This is a genomic window from Aquabacterium sp., from assembly GCF_014378415.1.
Taxonomy (GTDB): Bacteria; Pseudomonadota; Gammaproteobacteria; order Burkholderiales; family Burkholderiaceae_C; genus Aquabacterium.
In genome coordinates this window covers 1-14498 of the sequence record NZ_JACMNS010000043.1, presented here as the reverse complement: position 1 = coordinate 14498, position 14498 = coordinate 1, and the positions used below count along the sequence as shown (strand labels likewise).

The window sequence follows — 14498 nt, the reverse complement described above, 5'->3', positions numbered from 1 at the left end:
CCCGCAAACCGGCCAAGGCCGCGATGTCTTCAAAGCCCAGGCGCTCGATGCGCCCAGTCGATATCCCAGGCGCCCGATGCCATTGGCAGCAATCAGGGTCAGCAAGTGCATGGGCCTCATCGCCTGCTTGGGAAACATCGCCCGCAGCCGCACGAACAGGTCGCCCTCAGGCAGGTTCTGGTCCATCACCGGGAACAAGTCACCATCCTGCCAGGTGGCCTGCGTGCTCGCGGGCATCAGCAGCGCCAGGGCAGCTTGGTCAGGCCTTGGATCCCGGTAGCGAAACTCGTACGTGGAACGCTTGATCAGCTGGCCCGAGAACGCGCCGTCAATGCTGACTTCCAGCAGCGGGGATCTTCTCAGGGAGCATCACCATCCCCGTCGTCCTCTTCGGCAAATCGGGCGGCCACTTCCTGCATGGTTGGCATGCCGACCTTGTCGATGCGCAAGGCCAGGCCCAAGGCGGCCAGCATGGAAGACACGGTGACAACGTCACCCGCCTCCAGCCGATAGATGACCTCGCGCACCTTGCCGGCGCGCTGCGCCAGGTCTTTCTTGGAAAACCCCGCGGCTTCACGGTGGGCTTTCAGCAGTTGCCCCAACTCATCAGGCAGGCGAATCATGTCAGTCATGACTTGCATAATTGCCGACTATTTGGTGCTTTGTAAGTTATAGCTTGCGTCAGCTTACTGCGCTTGAACGGAAAGCTTTGAAATCGGCGTGGAAGGTGCGCTTCCGAATCTCTGAGGGCAACGCTCAAGTGAGGGGGCTGATATCCCTCTGCCGCAAGCCTTTACATCAAACATGCGCATGACTGATATTGCCAATGATGCGCACCAGTGCTAGCCTAAGACACTGCTTTCATGAGGATCGCGCATGCCAACCGCCGCATCTACCAGACCAGCCGTCGCTCAGCGCAAGGCCACCAACGTGACACTGGATGCCATCCTGCTGGCCGAGGCCAAGGCCTTGCGCATCAACGTTTCTCAGGCGGCGGAGGCGGGTGTGGCGCAGGCCGTGGCCACCAAACGCCAGGAACTTTGGCTGGCGGCCAACCGCGAAGCGCTTGAAAGCTCGAACGCTTATGTCGAACAAAACGGGTTGCCTTTGGCACACCACCGGCACTTTTGATGCCTCGCTTCTGCGTTCACGCCAACCCCGAAGGCCCCGGTTACCTGCTGGATGTGCAGGCCAATTTGCTCAGCCACTTGAACACGCGCATGGTGGTGCCGTTGCTGCCCAAAACCAGCGCGCCCGCGCCCGCTCAGACCTTGAATCCCACGTTTGAGATTGGTGGGGTGGCCCATGTGATGGTCACGCAGTTCATGGCGGCGGTGCCGCAGAAGTTGCTGCAGGCGCAGGTGCTGAGCTTGGAAGACCGGGCGCACGAAGTGGTGTCGGCGCTGGACTGTTTATTTCAGGGCGTTTAAGTGGCTGACCAGGGCAGTTCATGCCAGCGCGATCGGCCCCCAACCTGGCAACTTCACGCAATAGCGGGTTGAGCGCCCAGCACCAACCCGCACCAGCAATTCAAGGGCTTCCAGTTCAATCAACTCGCGGGAAGCAGTCGCTCGCGACGTGCCCGCGATGCTTTCGTACTTCCTGGTGCTCATGCCGCCCTCGAACCCATTGGGCCCGGCGTCGAGCAGCAGGTTCATGACCTTGCGCTGTCGCTCGTTCAAATCCTGGTGGCTGTGGTCCATCCAGAACCGCGCCTTGGCCAGCGTGTCGTCAATGGCCCTGGAGGCCTCTTCGCAAGCGGCCTGAACCTGCTGGATGAACCAGCTGACCCAGTCGGTCACGTCCAGCCCGCCGTGCTGGGCTCGCTGCAACTGGTCGTAGTACTCGTTGCGGCGGTCCAGCAAGCGTTGCGAAGTCCTCATCAGGCGGCTGGCTTCTCCGCTGTCCCTGGCCAGCACCAGGTCCGCCCAAACTCGTCCGACCCGGCCATTGCCATCTTCGAAAGGGTGGATGGTCTCGAACCACAGGTGGGTCAAGGCGGCCCGCACCAGGATGTCGGGCTCGACGCTGGCGTTGAACCAATGCAGCAACTGGCCCATCTCCTGGGACACCCGGGCAGAGGGTGGCGCCTCGTAGTGCACGCGCTCGCGCCCAATCCGGCCACTGACGATTTGCATCGGCGCGGTGTGCTCACGGTAGCCACCGACCCGGATCTTCATCATCCCGGAGTGGCCGGTTGGAAAGAGAGCGGCCTGCCAGGCATGCAAACGCTCATGGGTCACCTCATCGGCGCAGCGCGTCAACGCATCGTCCATGATGTCCAGCAGGCCTTCGACATTGCGCGGCGCGTTCGGGCCATCTTGCCGGCCCACGCCCAGGCGGCGCGCGACTGAACTGCGCACGGCCACCAAATCCAGCTGTTCGCCTTCGATGGCGGCTGTGGCGACAGCCTCTTGGCTCCAGGCCTCGGCTGCCAGCTCCAATTTCTGCTCAAAGCCCAGAGCGGCGAGCTTGCCTTCGACCATGCCCTGGGCACGTCGGGCGTTGGCAAGGGCCACGCCCACCCGGAGGGGGTCGTGGTGAAGTGCAGGCCAGTGCGGCTGCTGCCAGGGGTAGGTCGCGTCCGATGTCATGGCTTGAGATGAGGCGATTGACGGGCGAATACGACTCATTTCTTGAGTCGATTATGAAGTTTAACCGACTCAGGAGCGGTCAGGGACTGTTTTGGCTCCATGCCGTGACCTTGTAGGTCATGCACGAAAGTGTCGCATCCCGTGTGACCCCAAACGCCAAGCCAATCAAGACGATCGGTGCACCGATTCAGCCGACAATTGCAGCAAGGCATCCCGGTAAACCGACGCTGGCAAAGCCTCCAAACAGCCCTCCGCCAGGCGCGCCTGCTCCTCGGCCGCCTCGCGCGTGGCCTGCAGCGCACCCGTCGTTTTGACGATGTCCACGATCTCCGCCATGCGATCCACTTCGCCGTGGATGATGGCGTTGCGGATCATCTCGCGTTGCTCGGGCGTGCCACGCTGCATGGCCACCAGCAGCGGCAAGGTCGGCTTGCCCTCGCGCAGGTCATCGCCAATGTTCTTGCCCAACTCGGCCGTGCTGCCTTCGTAGTCCAGCAGGTCGTCGATCAGTTGAAACGCGGTGCCCAAAGTGCGCCCATACGAGGCGCAAGCTTCTTCAACCTCTGGCGTCGCATCCACGGTCACCGCGCCCAGGCGGGCACTGGCCTCGAACAGCTTGGCCGTTTTGTACTCGATCACCTTCAGGTAATCGTCCACCGAGATGTCGGGGTCGTGCATGTTCATCAACTGCAGCACCTCGCCCTCGGCGATCACATTGGTGGCCTCGGCCAGCACGTCCATCACCCGCAGGCGGTTGGTCGTGACCATCATCTGGAAAGCGCGCGAGTACAGAAAATCGCCCACCAGCACGCTGGCCGCGTTGCCGAACATGGCATTGGCCGTTTGGCGGCCGCGCCGCAGGTTCGATTCGTCGACCACGTCGTCGTGCAGCAAGGTGGCCGTGTGGATGAACTCCACCACCGCCGCCAATTCATGGCGCTGCGATGAGTCATTGCCCAGCGCCCGAGCGATCAGCAGCAACAGCATCGGGCGGATGCGCTTGCCCCCCGCGTTCACGATGTAATTGGAGATCTGATTGACCAGCGCCACCTTGGACGACAACCTGTGGTGGATGACCTGATCCACCTCGGCCATGTCAGGGGCCATGAGGCTGCGGTAGTTCACGGTGGGGGTGGAAGTGGCTGACACGCTGGACCAGGTTGGAGTGCGGTAAACGGTGATTATAGGAACCCCCTTCGTCAGGCCGGTAACAGCGCGACAATGCCCGATCAGGAGCCCCACGATGAACACCGTTGAAGACACCGCTGTGACACCCCCGCCCTTGGCCCCAGCCGGCCTGTCGATGGCCATCATCGGTGCCGGCCCGGCTGGGCTCGCCCTGGCGCTTCAAGCCGCCCAGGCCCTGCCCCAGGCCCGCATCACGGTGTTCGATGCCCGCCCCGCCGACAAAGACGTGTCAGGCGATCCGCGCGCCCTGGCCCTGTCGCTGGGCAGCGTGCAAGAGCTGGAGCGCATGGGCGTGTGGACCGCCATCCAGGCCCGCCAGCAGGTGGCGCCCATCCTGGCCGTGCACGTGTCCCAACAGCAACCGACCGTGCTGTGGCCGGGCCGTGATCAGCCCTTTGTGGCCATCAGCGCGGCCGAGCAAGGCGTGGCCCAACTGGGCGCCGTGGTCAGCTATGGCACCCTGGTGGCGCCCATGCAGGCCGCCTGGGCCCAGGCCATCGCCCGCCAGCCCGATCGCCTGCTGATGCGGTTTGGCACTCCGGTGAAGGGCCTCAAGCCCGTGCCCGGTGGCGTCGAGGTCGATGCCGAGATCGCGGAATCATTTGACCTGGCCGTGGTGGCCGAAGGTGGCGTGTTTGCCGACCAGCCCACCCTGAAATGGCCCCAAGGCGTCAGCCATGACTACGCCCAGACCGCCTGGGTTGGCCAGGTTCTGCTGGGCGAGGACAGCGAAGCCGGCGTGGCCTACGAGCGCTTCACCCCGTCCGGCCCCGCCGCGCTCCTGCCTTTGGCCGACGGCACCGTCGTGCCCGGCGGCCCCAGTGGCCGCCGCGCCGCCCTGGTGTGGTGCGTGCAGCGAAACGACGACCCGGTGCGCGACCTGACCGACGCCCAACGCCTGGTGGTGCTGAACACGATCTTTCATGAGCGGGTGGGCAAGATCCACCAGGTCTCAAGCTTGAAGGCTTTCCCGCTGGGGCTCAATGCCCACCGCAGCCTGGTGAACGATGGCGCGGTGGTGCGCATCGGCAACGCGGCGCAAACGCTGCACCCGGTGGCGGGGCAAGGCCTGAACCTGGGGCTGCGCGATGTGCACGAACTGCTGTCGGCACTGAAGGGCGCTAGCGTAGGGGGGCGGGTGGATGTGGCGGCCGCCTTGCGGCACTTCCAGCGCCGCCGTCAGCCTGATCGATGGGCCTTGATCGCCGGCACGGATTTTCTGGCCCGCAGCTTCACTTGGCCCGCGCCCGTTTTGGCGACGGTGCGCGGCCTGGGGTTGGGTGCCATGCAGGCGCTGGGCCCTCTGAAGCACCGGCTGGCCAGAACGATGATGTTCGGCCTGCGCTGAAGCAACTCAGCTCAGCGTTGCAAAGCCACGATGGTGGACGCCCATTGGGCATCGACGAAGGAAGTCTCGGCACTCGCGTGCAATCCATACACGGCCCACGCGGCCATGGCGGCAAACAGCGTGTTTTGCAGCAACTTTTTGCGCATGGAGGTCTCCTCTGATTTAGCGGGCCGCCCTCGTGCAGCGGGACGACCTCATCTTATGAAGGATGATTCTCCTTCCAAGTGCGTAACAAAACCCCCTTAAGGGGGTAGTTCAGGGTTCATCCTGCACAAAGTCCGCGTCGCAGCCTCGGCCAGCGGCGATCACCCGGCGCGCCCAGCGCAGCCACAGGCGCCGCAAAGGGCCCCAGCTCATCCAGCGCCCAGCCATGAATCGGTCAGGCTGCACCAGCAAACCGCAGCGGTAAGCCGAGGCCTCATCCGACCAGAACAACACGTCGCAAGCCCCTTTTCGGCGCCGGCTGATCAGCATGCCCACCGGGCAGGGCTCGACCAGACAACACACGCCGCAGCCATTGCAAGGCGCGCCCAAAGCGGGTTTGGGCGGTGCCTCTGCGTGAATATGGATGACTTGGTGGTGCATGAATGGCCGGGGTTTGCGACAATCTTGCCTTATGAACACCGTGCAGACCATTTCCCCTTCCGCCGACCAACCGGTTGACCAGTACATGAGCGCCGTGGGCCAGGCCGCCCGCGCGGCCGCCACCTTGATGGCCGCCGCCTCGACCGCCGCCCGCAACAACGCCATCCTGGCCCTGGGACGCCTGATCCGCGAGCAGGCCGCCACCCTCAAGGCCGACAATGTGCAGGATGTGAGCAAGGCCCAGTCCAACGGCCTGAGCGAGCCCATGGTCGACCGCCTGCGCCTGACCGACAAGGTCATCGAGACCATGGCGCAAAGCTGCGAACAGGTCGCCGCCCTGCCCGACCCGGTGGGCGAGATGACCAACCTGCGCCGCCGCCCCAGCGGCATCACCGTGGGCCAGATGCGCGTGCCCATCGGCGTGTTCGGCATGATTTTCGAGAGTCGGCCCAATGTGACGATCGAGGCGGCCTCGCTGGCCATCAAGAGCGGCAACGCCTGCGTGTTGCGCGGCGGCTCCGAGGCCATCCACTCCAACCTGGCGCTATGGAAGCTGGTGCAAGCAGCCCTGGTTGAAGTCGGCCTGCCCTCCACCGGCGTGCAACTGGTGCAGACCACCGACCGCGCTGCCGTGGGCCACCTGATCACCATGCCGCAGTACGTGGACGTGATCATCCCGCGCGGCGGCAAGGGCCTGATCGAACGCATCAGCGCAGAAGCCAAGGTGCCGGTCATCAAGCACCTGGACGGCAACTGCCACACCTATGTCGACTTCGAGGTCGATCTGGACCTGGCCGTGAAGGTGACCGACAACGCCAAGACGCAAAAGTACAGCCCCTGCAACACCACCGAATCACTGCTGGTGCATGTGAAACAGGCCGCCGCGTTCTTGCCCCGCATCGGCGCGGTGTTCGCGGCCAAGGGCGTTGAAATGCGCGCCGACCCACGGGCCAAGGCCATCCTGGCCGATGTGCCCGGCGCCAAGGTGCTTGAGGCCACCGAGCAGGATTGGTTTGAAGAGTACCTGGCCCCGGTCATCGCCGTGAAGGTGGTTGATTCGCTGGACGAGGCCATTGCCCACATCAATCACTACGGCTCGCACCACACCGATTCGATCCTCACCACCCACCAGCCCAACAGCATGCGCTTCATTCGCGAGGTGGATTCGGCCAGCGTGATGATCAACGCGTCCACGCGTTTCGCCGATGGCTTCGAGTACGGCCTGGGCGCTGAAATCGGCATCAGCACCGACAAGTTCCACGCGCGTGGCCCGGTCGGGCTGGAAGGGCTGACCTCGCTGAAATACGTGGTGCTGGGCCAGGGCGAAATCCGCACCTAAGCCCTTGCATGCTTGACCTGACGCCGGCCAACGTCGGCTCGCCACCTTGCTGGGCGCCCTGGTCCTCAAAACGGCCTGGGACGCCCGGGGCGGCTTACTTTGAGCTTGGGCCGCTGTAGTTCATCCAGCCAATGAACGGGGCATTCAGGCTCTGGATGAAAAGCTTGCCATCCACCTCGGTCGCGGCCGTGGTTTCGGGATAAGCGCCACTGGGGTCCTGCAGGTCATCCACGACCTTGCCTGATTCATCCAGGGCCACGACATGGCCATGCGCCTTGGGCACGGGCCACAGGAAGCGCGGCAAACGCAGCGTCAACTTGCGAAGAATCGGGTACTCGGCGGTGAAGTCGATGACGGGGCTGCGCGGCTTGGTCAAACCCACCCACAAGCGGCCCTGCGCGCCAGCCACCAAGTTGTCGGGGAAGCCAGGCAGGTTGTCCACCAGCACGGTGGCCGCGCCCTGACTGATGGCATTGCTCAGCGTCGGTGTGTTCATCATTCCCTGGGTAGCCCGGGTCAGGGACAGCTTGGCCAGATCAATCTTGAGGATGCGGTAGGTGCCGGTCTCCGACAAGTACATCGTCTTGCCATCTTTGGAGAACGCCACGCCATTGGGGAAGCACAGCCCCGCCAAGGCCACGCGCGATTTCAAGGACACCGGGTCTGCGGCAATGAGCCGGCCCGTGCAACTGTGCTCCAGGATGTCCAGCACGCTGGCTTCCAGGGTGCTTTTCCACTCGAGCACGCCAAACCGGCGGCTGGCATCGGTCAACCAAAGCGTGCCATCGCTACCCACCTTGACCGCATCGGCAAAGCGGAGCGGGTCGCCCGCCACCGGGTCATCAACCGTGGCGAGCAAGGTTTCGACCTTGGCAGTGGCCCCGCTGCCTTCAATGCGCAGCAGGCCTTTCACGCCATCGGCCACCAGCACGCGGCCCTGGGCGTCCACGTCGGTGCCCAAGGGGCGCCCGCCGGTGTTGGCGAGTACCTCGCGCGTTTTACCGTCCGGGCTGAACTTCAGCACATCACCGTTGACCAGGCCGGTGTACAGCCAGCCCTGATGGGCCGTGATGTGTTCAGGGCCGACTTGCCCAGCCCCCAGAGTGATCTGCTGCAGACCCGCCAGTTTCTGGTTGACGGCATGGGCGCCGGCATGACCGGCGTCTTTGGGGGGCGACCAGGCCACGGGATCCGCCGGAACGGGCCAGAACGCCAGGTAGGCCACCAAGGCCGCCACAGGCGTTGCCCAGGAGGCCAGCCAACGCAAACGGCCACGTTGTGCCACAGGACTTGATGGGATCACACTCAATTGCACACTCCAGCTGCCCCATCTACAGAGGCCATTGATTTTGTAACCATGACCCTGACAAAGCTTACTTTTCGACGAAAGCGCGCTCAATCACGTAGTCGCCCGGCTCGCCTTGCGAAGGCGAGATGTGGAAGCCCCGGGCGTCCAGGATCTTGCACAGGTCGGTCAACATGGACGGGCTGCCACACATCATGGCGCGGTCGGTGGCCGGGTTCAAAGGCGGCAGGCCGATGTCGGCGGCCATCTTGCCGCTCTCGATCAGGTCGGTCAGGCGACCCTGGTTGCGGAACTCTTCGCGCGTCACCAGGGGGTAGTAAATCAATTTGTCGCGCACCAGGTCGCCCAGCAACTCGTGGTCCGGCAGGTCGTCCTTGATGAAGTCGTGGTACGCCAGCTCGCTCTTGTAGCGCACGCCGTGCACCAGCACCACCTTGTCGAATTTTTCGTAGGTGTACGGATCCTGGATGATGCTCATGAAAGGCGCCAGGCCGGTGCCGGTGCCGAACAGGTACAGGTTCACGGCCGGCTTGAGGTCATCCACCACCAGGGTGCCCACGGCCTTGCGGCTGACCAGCAACTTGTCGCCCACCTTCAAATGCTGCAGGCGCGAAGTCAAGGGGCCGTCCTGCACCTTGATGCTCAAAAATTCGAGGTGCTCTTCATAGTTGGCGCTGGCCACGCTGTAGGCGCGCATCAAGCGCTTGCCATCGATTTCCAGGCCAATCATCACAAAATGGCCACTGGCAAAACGCAAGGCCGGATCACGCGTGGTTCTGAAGGTGAACAGCGTGTCGTTCCAGTGGTTGACGTGGGTAACAGTTTCTGAATTGAAAGCGGCCATGACCAGGTTCCTGCAAGGACTCTCGAAAACCCTCCATTGTCGCCCAGCTTTGCAGCCCCCGCCAACAGCCTGACACACCGACCCCTGAAGTCCGGGGATTTGATCCACTATGCTGACCTGCCATGCACCAATCCCCCATCGATTTGCTCGCCGTGCCCGCCGCCCCAGACACCCCTTCCGCCTTTGCCGATCCGCGCGCCGCCCTGGTGGTGTTCTCGGGCGGGCAGGATTCCACGGCTTGCCTGGCCTGGGCCTTGAGCCGCTTCAGCCGGGTCGAGACCATTGGCTTCGACTACGGCCAGCGCCACCGCATCGAGATGGACTGCCGCGAACCGGTTCGCCAGGCCGTGGCTCAAGCCTTTCCCGATTGGGCCAGCCGCCTGGGCGAAGACCATGTGCTGGACTTGGCGCTGCTGGGCCAGATCTCGGACACCGCCTTGACCGAAGACCGCGCCATCGAGATGCAGTCCAACGGCCTGCCCAACACCTTCGTTCCCGGCCGTAACCTGCTGTTCATGACCTTCGCGGCCTCAGTGGCCTACCGACGCGGCCTGAATGTGCTGGTGGGCGGCATGTGCGAGACCGACTACTCCGGCTACCCCGATTGCCGCGACAACACCCTCAAAGCCTTGCAGGTGGCGCTCAGCCTGGGCCTGGCCACGCCCATGACGGTGGAAACACCGCTGATGTGGCTGACCAAGGCGCAAACCTGGGCCCTCACCGACCAATTGGGAGGCCCCACGCTGAACGACATCATCGTGGAGCACACCCACACCTGCTACCTGGGCGACCGCACCCACCGCCACGCCTGGGGTTACGGCTGCGGCCAATGCCCCGCCTGCCAGTTGCGCCGCGAAGGCTTTGAGCAGTGGACGACTGCTAGGATTGATTGAATGAACACCACACAAATCATCACCCTCGTGGTGGTCGCCTTGATCGTCTTTTGGGGCGTGGGCGCCTACAACCGCCTAATCAAGCTGCGCAACGAAATCACCAATGCTTTTGCGCAGATCGACGTGCAGCTCAAGCGCCGCCACGACCTCATCCCCAACCTGGTCGAGGTGGCCCGCAAGTACCTGGAACACGAACGCGAAACCCTGGAACGGGTGACCGCAGCGCGCGCGCAAGTCGTCGCGGCCACCGACCTGGTTCGCGGCCAACCCAACCAGGCCGGCCCCATCAAGAGCCTGAACCTGGCCGAGGGCGTGCTCAGCAGCGCCATGGGCCGCTTCCAGGCCATCGTCGAGGCCTACCCGGAACTCAAGGCCGACCAGTCCATGCGCGACCTCAGTGAAGAGCTGACACACACCGAGAATAAAGTGGCGTTTTCGCGCCAGCTGTTCAACGATGCCACGCTGGACTACAACAACTCGGCCCAGCAGTTTCCTGCCAATCTGATGGCAGGCGTCTTCAGCTTCAAAGAGGCCGCCATGCTGCAGTTCACGTCCACCGATGCGGAACGCATTGGCGTGAAAGTAGCCTTCTGAAGTATGTGAACGGGCAGTCTCGCCGTTAACCATGAAATTTCGACAGCATCAGGAACAGGCCCAGGCGCAAACCTTCAAATTGTTCGCCTGGTTTGCCGTGCTATTGGCAGGCCTGGTCGTGGCCATCAATGGGCTGATGGCACTGGCCTACAAGCTGCTAATGCCCCTCAGCCATGGCTACCCCGCCTTGTTCTTCGAAACCAACTCAGGCGTGATCCTGCTGTTCGTGCTCGGTGGCTGCCTGATCGAAACCCAGCGCCTGCGCGAAGGCGGTGGCCAGCGCGTCGCCCATTGGATGAACGGCCGCCTGGTCAAAGACCCCGACGACGCGCTAGAGCGCCGCCTGCTCAACGTGGTCGACGAAATGGCCATGGCCTCTGGCCAGACCGTACCGCATGTCTACGTGCTCACGCGCGAGGACGCCATCAACGCCTTCGTGGCGGGCTGGTCCCCCCAGGACTACGCCTTGTGCGTGACCCGTGGCGCGCTGGACCGCCTCACCCGGGCTGAATTGCAAGGCCTGGTGGCACACGAGTTCGGCCACCTGAAAGAAGAAGACTTGCCCATGGCCATGCGCCTGCTGGCCCTGGTGTGGGGTTTGTCGCTGGTGCATGGCTATGGCCAAACCTTGATGAGCCCGGACGAGATCGGCCACGTCAACCCGGTGCGCTGGGTGATCGGCTTGGTGTTCACCGCGGTCGGCTGGCTGGGCTGGGGCGCCGGTCGCCTGCTGCAAGCCGCCGTGGCGCGCCAGCGCGAGTTCCTGGCCGACGCCAACGCCATCCAGTTCACCCGCACGCGCGATGGCCTGGGCAATGTGCTGCGCAAGATCTGGTTCGACCAGCAGATGCTGGGTGGCCAGATGCGCCATCCTCAGGCCGACATGGTCGCCTCGTTGTTGCTGCACCAATCCACGCTGTCGCGCTGCATGGCCACCCACCCGCGTTTGCCTGAGCGAATCCACCGCATCTGCGGCGCCGTGCTGGCCCCCATGCCGGCGCCTTTGCTCAGGCTGGAGAAAGCCGAGCCGCGCCGCCCACCACCCATCGCCCCCGGCGTCATGCTGGCGGCTGCCTCACCTTCCCAACAGCCCACCCAGGCGTCTGGCCAAGCCCGATCACCCGATGACGCCGATGCTGTGGGCCGCCTGCGCCGCCTGGCAGGCCCCCGCGAAAAACGCATGGCCGTGCTGGCACTGATGATGTCGGCCGGCAACCGCCATGAGCGCAAGCTGTGGTTGAAGCTGGCCGAAGGGCTCACGCACGCGCAACAGATCCTGGACGATGTGCAGGGCCTGCGCCCCGAGCACCTGGTCCCGGAGTTCGAGCGCCTGTGCAAAAGCATCGCCGCCGACCCACTGAGCGACCGCCGCGCCCTGGTCGAAGCCGCCCGTGATTTGTTGAAAGCCGATGGGCGCGTCAGCCCACGAGATCGCCTGTGGTGGCTGACGCTGCGCCACCAGATGAGCGACAAAAAAAACAGCCGGCCCTTCATGCGCCCGGTCACCGGCCAAGGACGCGAGCTGGCTGATCTGCAAGACGACGAGATGACCCACGTGATCGCGCTGTCGGCGTACCTGGCCCGCTTTGTGCCCGAGGCTGAAGCGCAAGGCTTGCTGGCCGCCACCAGCCGAGCCTGGTACGCACGCGTCATCGCACGCTGTACCCACCGCGTTCAGGATTTGAAACCGGATGGCAAGATTCCCGACGCCGACGCCCTGATGCACGCCCTGGCAGGCGTTCAAGAGTTGTCGTGGATGATCAAGCCCGTGTTGCTGCGGGCCTGGGTTGAAGAAGCCTTGAACCACAGCCCTGGCGGCTTGCTGTCCAACGACACCGCCAACGCCCTGCGCTTGATGGCCGGCTTGATGGACTCACCCATGCCCCCCGCCTTGGCATCGCACTATCCGCGCGACTGAGGGCGACTGAGCGCGCTTGAGGATCAGACGTCGCCGTCTTTGTCCTTGCCGCCAACCGCAGACCTGGGCAAGCGGGTCAGGCCCAGCAGGCCATTGCGCAACTCGTCAGGCGCGGCCGGGCCGATGTACATGCGCATGTAGATCTGGTAGGCCAACTCACTGTTGATGGCATTGTTGCTGGCGGATCCGGTTACCCCTGGATCGATCATCAACTGCCTGCCATTGATGTAGCACATCCAGCCCTTGCCGGGCAGCCAGTCCAGGTTGACCACGTCACCCTTGCTCACCCGCTTGACCGCGCTGTAAGCGGCGCCCACCTGGCTGATCTCGTTGATCAACTGCTTGAACTCGGCATCGGTGGAGTTCTGCTTGAAGTCGGAGATGAAGATCCGGGAAATGGTGGACGAGGTGAACTCGCGCAAGATGTTGAGCTGGATGCGGCGGATGCCATTGAGCTTGAAAATCGCCTCAGTCGTGGTGCGTTTTTCAGGCAGGTACAGCGCGGTGACGTCCGCCTTGAAGTAGCCTCGCTTGCGCACCGCCGCCCCGTTGAGCACCAACTTTTGCCCATACGCGGTGATGGACTCTTCCAGCTGCACCCCCTCCAGCTCAACGCTCGCAGCGTGAGCTGGCTTGGCCCAAGGCACCAAGGCAGCCGCCATGGCACTGGCCATCAACTGGCGGCGGTGGTTCTCAAAGGTGGGCAAAGCGATACGGTCATCTTGCACGATGTGAGCACTCCTACGGCACAGCCATCCACTTGCCCGCGACACGGGCACCCCTGGCCTGAAGACCAGGGGAACTCCATCAATCAGGACCCTGATGAGGTTACAGCGGCTTGGACAAGGTCAGCCAAAAAGCTTGGCCTTCAGTGCGATTTTTCGCACCAAATTCCTTCAAGAATTTGCCTTCAAGCAGGAACTCGCCACCATTGGCCAACCAGCCCACGGCGGGGCCGGCGGCATAAGCGCGCATCTTGTTGCCGGTGCTCAGGTCAGCACCGTTGGCCAGCGCAGTCTGTTGCGTTGGCGAGAAACCCGTCAAATCCTGCTGGTCTTTGGTGAACTGCTCAACCACATAGCCCTGCAGGCCAACGCGGATGTCTTCAGACACGAACTTCATGGCTTGGTAGTCAATGTTCAGGATGTTGCCCGTGCGGTAGCCATTATCTTTGTTGCGCGTGTTGAAGGACAGCACCAGGCGCGCGCCCACATCCCAGCCATCGCCCACGAAGGCGTACTGCACCGAGGGGCGGAAAGTGAAGAAGTTGCCAAAGCCCGAATTGGCACGTTGGGTGGCGTCGTAGTCGCCCGTGGGCAGCACGATGGTGGGGGCAATGGTCACATGTTGGTGATCACCGATCTCCATGTGCCAGATGGGCGAGACTTCGAGGTCGCCGATGCCGTAGGTGGCGGAGTTGGTGGCAAGGCGGCCAAGAATGAGCGGGCTGAGACCGGCGGCCAAGTTGCCTGGCACCGCAGGGGCCGCGCTTCCAGCGCCCGGGGTGAAGGCTGGTGTTTCTCCAGCAAGTTGGATTTTGCGACGGACCAAAGGCAACATCGCCGTGAACCCGACATTCCCACCCAGCACCTGTTCACTGCTCAGGTAGGTAATGCGCGGAAGAATGGCGTAGGTATCAGCCTTGATGCCGATTTTTGAGTTGTAGTTAACGCCACCAGAAAATGCGGGCGCGGCGCCCGAAGTTAAGGGGTCCGCCTGCAGTTGCAGTTGCGAAACGTTGCCCGTCTTGGCCAACTGCTTGCCATCATTGCCTTTGATCTTGTTGGCGTGGTACGCCACCATCGCCACCTGCCCGTACCAGCCGGGCACCAAAGGCGAGGTCATGTCGCTGCCACCCACGCCAGGCGAATAGCGCTGGTTGCCATTCT

17 protein-coding genes are annotated in these 14498 nt (G+C 63.4%); 7 read left to right on the top strand and 10 right to left on the bottom strand.

Annotated elements, in window-relative coordinates; all coding sequences use genetic code 11:
* Window positions 1-306, bottom strand: a 306-nt coding sequence (locus tag H7225_RS04570; protein WP_290659605.1) for a HipA N-terminal domain-containing protein, incomplete at its 3' end; no start/stop codon positions are given.
* Window positions 307-359: 53 nt separating this feature from the next.
* Window positions 360-632 carry a helix-turn-helix transcriptional regulator gene (locus H7225_RS04565; protein WP_290659602.1) on the bottom strand — a complete coding sequence of 91 codons (273 nt, stop codon included), beginning with the start codon at window positions 630-632 and terminating at the stop codon, window positions 360-362.
* A 244-nt stretch (window positions 633-876) separates the two neighbouring features.
* Here H7225_RS04565 and H7225_RS04560 point away from each other — a divergent pair, with 244 nt between their 5' ends.
* Both H7225_RS04560 and H7225_RS04555 read left to right on the top strand, forming a co-directional pair.
* On the top strand, window positions 877-1131 hold the full coding sequence (locus H7225_RS04560; protein WP_290659601.1) for a type II toxin-antitoxin system CcdA family antitoxin: 255 nt from the start codon (window positions 877-879) through the stop codon (window positions 1129-1131).
* A complete protein-coding gene (locus H7225_RS04555; protein WP_290659600.1) occupies window positions 1131-1430 on the top strand; it encodes a CcdB family protein in 300 nt (99 codons plus the stop codon). The genes H7225_RS04560 and H7225_RS04555 overlap by 1 nt, the downstream gene beginning before the upstream one ends.
* A gap of 18 nt (window positions 1431-1448) precedes the next feature.
* Here H7225_RS04555 and H7225_RS04550 read toward each other — a convergent pair whose 3' ends face one another.
* Window positions 1449-2594, bottom strand: a complete 1146-nt coding sequence (locus tag H7225_RS04550) for a Fic family protein (protein WP_290659599.1) — start codon at window positions 2592-2594, stop codon at window positions 1449-1451.
* A gap of 165 nt (window positions 2595-2759) precedes the next feature.
* Window positions 2760-3701, bottom strand: coding sequence for an octaprenyl diphosphate synthase (ispB, locus tag H7225_RS04545; protein WP_290659604.1), 942 nt, complete (start codon window positions 3699-3701; stop codon window positions 2760-2762).
* Between the two features lie 136 nt (window positions 3702-3837).
* Here ispB and H7225_RS04540 point away from each other — a divergent pair, with 136 nt between their 5' ends.
* Window positions 3838-5130: an FAD-dependent monooxygenase gene (locus H7225_RS04540; RefSeq protein WP_290659598.1), complete on the top strand. Its 1293-nt coding sequence runs from the start codon at window positions 3838-3840 to the stop codon at window positions 5128-5130.
* A gap of 11 nt (window positions 5131-5141) precedes the next feature.
* Here the strand turns inward: H7225_RS04540 and H7225_RS04535 are convergent, their stop codons facing one another.
* Both H7225_RS04535 and H7225_RS04530 read right to left on the bottom strand, forming a co-directional pair.
* Entirely contained in the window at window positions 5142-5276 is a 135-nt protein-coding gene (locus H7225_RS04535) for a hypothetical protein (protein ID WP_290659597.1), read from the bottom strand.
* A 109-nt stretch (window positions 5277-5385) separates the two neighbouring features.
* On the bottom strand, window positions 5386-5715 hold the full coding sequence (locus tag H7225_RS04530) for a hypothetical protein (protein ID WP_290659596.1): 330 nt from the start codon (window positions 5713-5715) through the stop codon (window positions 5386-5388).
* Window positions 5716-5800: 85 nt separating this feature from the next.
* Here H7225_RS04530 and H7225_RS04525 point away from each other — a divergent pair, with 85 nt between their 5' ends.
* Window positions 5801-7054, top strand: coding sequence for a glutamate-5-semialdehyde dehydrogenase (locus H7225_RS04525; protein WP_290659603.1), 1254 nt, complete (start codon window positions 5801-5803; stop codon window positions 7052-7054).
* A gap of 94 nt (window positions 7055-7148) precedes the next feature.
* On the opposite strand, the gene H7225_RS04520 is transcribed toward H7225_RS04525, so the two are convergent.
* Both H7225_RS04520 and H7225_RS04515 read right to left on the bottom strand, forming a co-directional pair.
* Complete coding sequence (locus H7225_RS04520; RefSeq protein WP_366481287.1) at window positions 7149-8357, bottom strand: SMP-30/gluconolactonase/LRE family protein; 1209 nt, start codon at window positions 8355-8357, stop codon at window positions 7149-7151.
* A 70-nt stretch (window positions 8358-8427) separates the two neighbouring features.
* Window positions 8428-9204 carry a ferredoxin--NADP reductase gene (locus H7225_RS04515; RefSeq protein WP_290659594.1) on the bottom strand — a complete coding sequence of 259 codons (777 nt, stop codon included), beginning with the start codon at window positions 9202-9204 and terminating at the stop codon, window positions 8428-8430.
* A 122-nt stretch (window positions 9205-9326) separates the two neighbouring features.
* On the opposite strand from H7225_RS04515, the gene queC reads away from it, so the two are divergent.
* The 3 genes from queC to H7225_RS04500 are packed head-to-tail and all read left to right on the top strand — an operon-like array spanning window position 9327 to window position 12609.
* Window positions 9327-10097, top strand: coding sequence for a 7-cyano-7-deazaguanine synthase QueC (gene queC / locus H7225_RS04510; protein WP_290659593.1), 771 nt, complete (start codon window positions 9327-9329; stop codon window positions 10095-10097).
* Window positions 10098-10691 carry a LemA family protein gene (locus H7225_RS04505; protein WP_290659592.1) on the top strand — a complete coding sequence of 198 codons (594 nt, stop codon included), beginning with the start codon at window positions 10098-10100 and terminating at the stop codon, window positions 10689-10691. It begins immediately after the preceding gene.
* 31 nt (window positions 10692-10722) lie between these two features.
* The gene (locus tag H7225_RS04500; protein WP_290659591.1) at window positions 10723-12609 is read left to right on the top strand and encodes a M48 family metalloprotease; all 1887 of its coding nucleotides are present in this window, start codon (window positions 10723-10725) and stop codon (window positions 12607-12609) included.
* Between the two features lie 23 nt (window positions 12610-12632).
* Here H7225_RS04500 and H7225_RS04495 read toward each other — a convergent pair whose 3' ends face one another.
* The gene (locus H7225_RS04495) at window positions 12633-13337 is read right to left on the bottom strand and encodes a chalcone isomerase family protein (RefSeq protein ID WP_290659590.1); all 705 of its coding nucleotides are present in this window, start codon (window positions 13335-13337) and stop codon (window positions 12633-12635) included.
* Window positions 13338-13437: 100 nt separating this feature from the next.
* A partial coding sequence (locus H7225_RS04490; protein WP_290659589.1) for a transporter occupies window positions 13438-14498 on the bottom strand: 1061 nt, incomplete at its 5' end.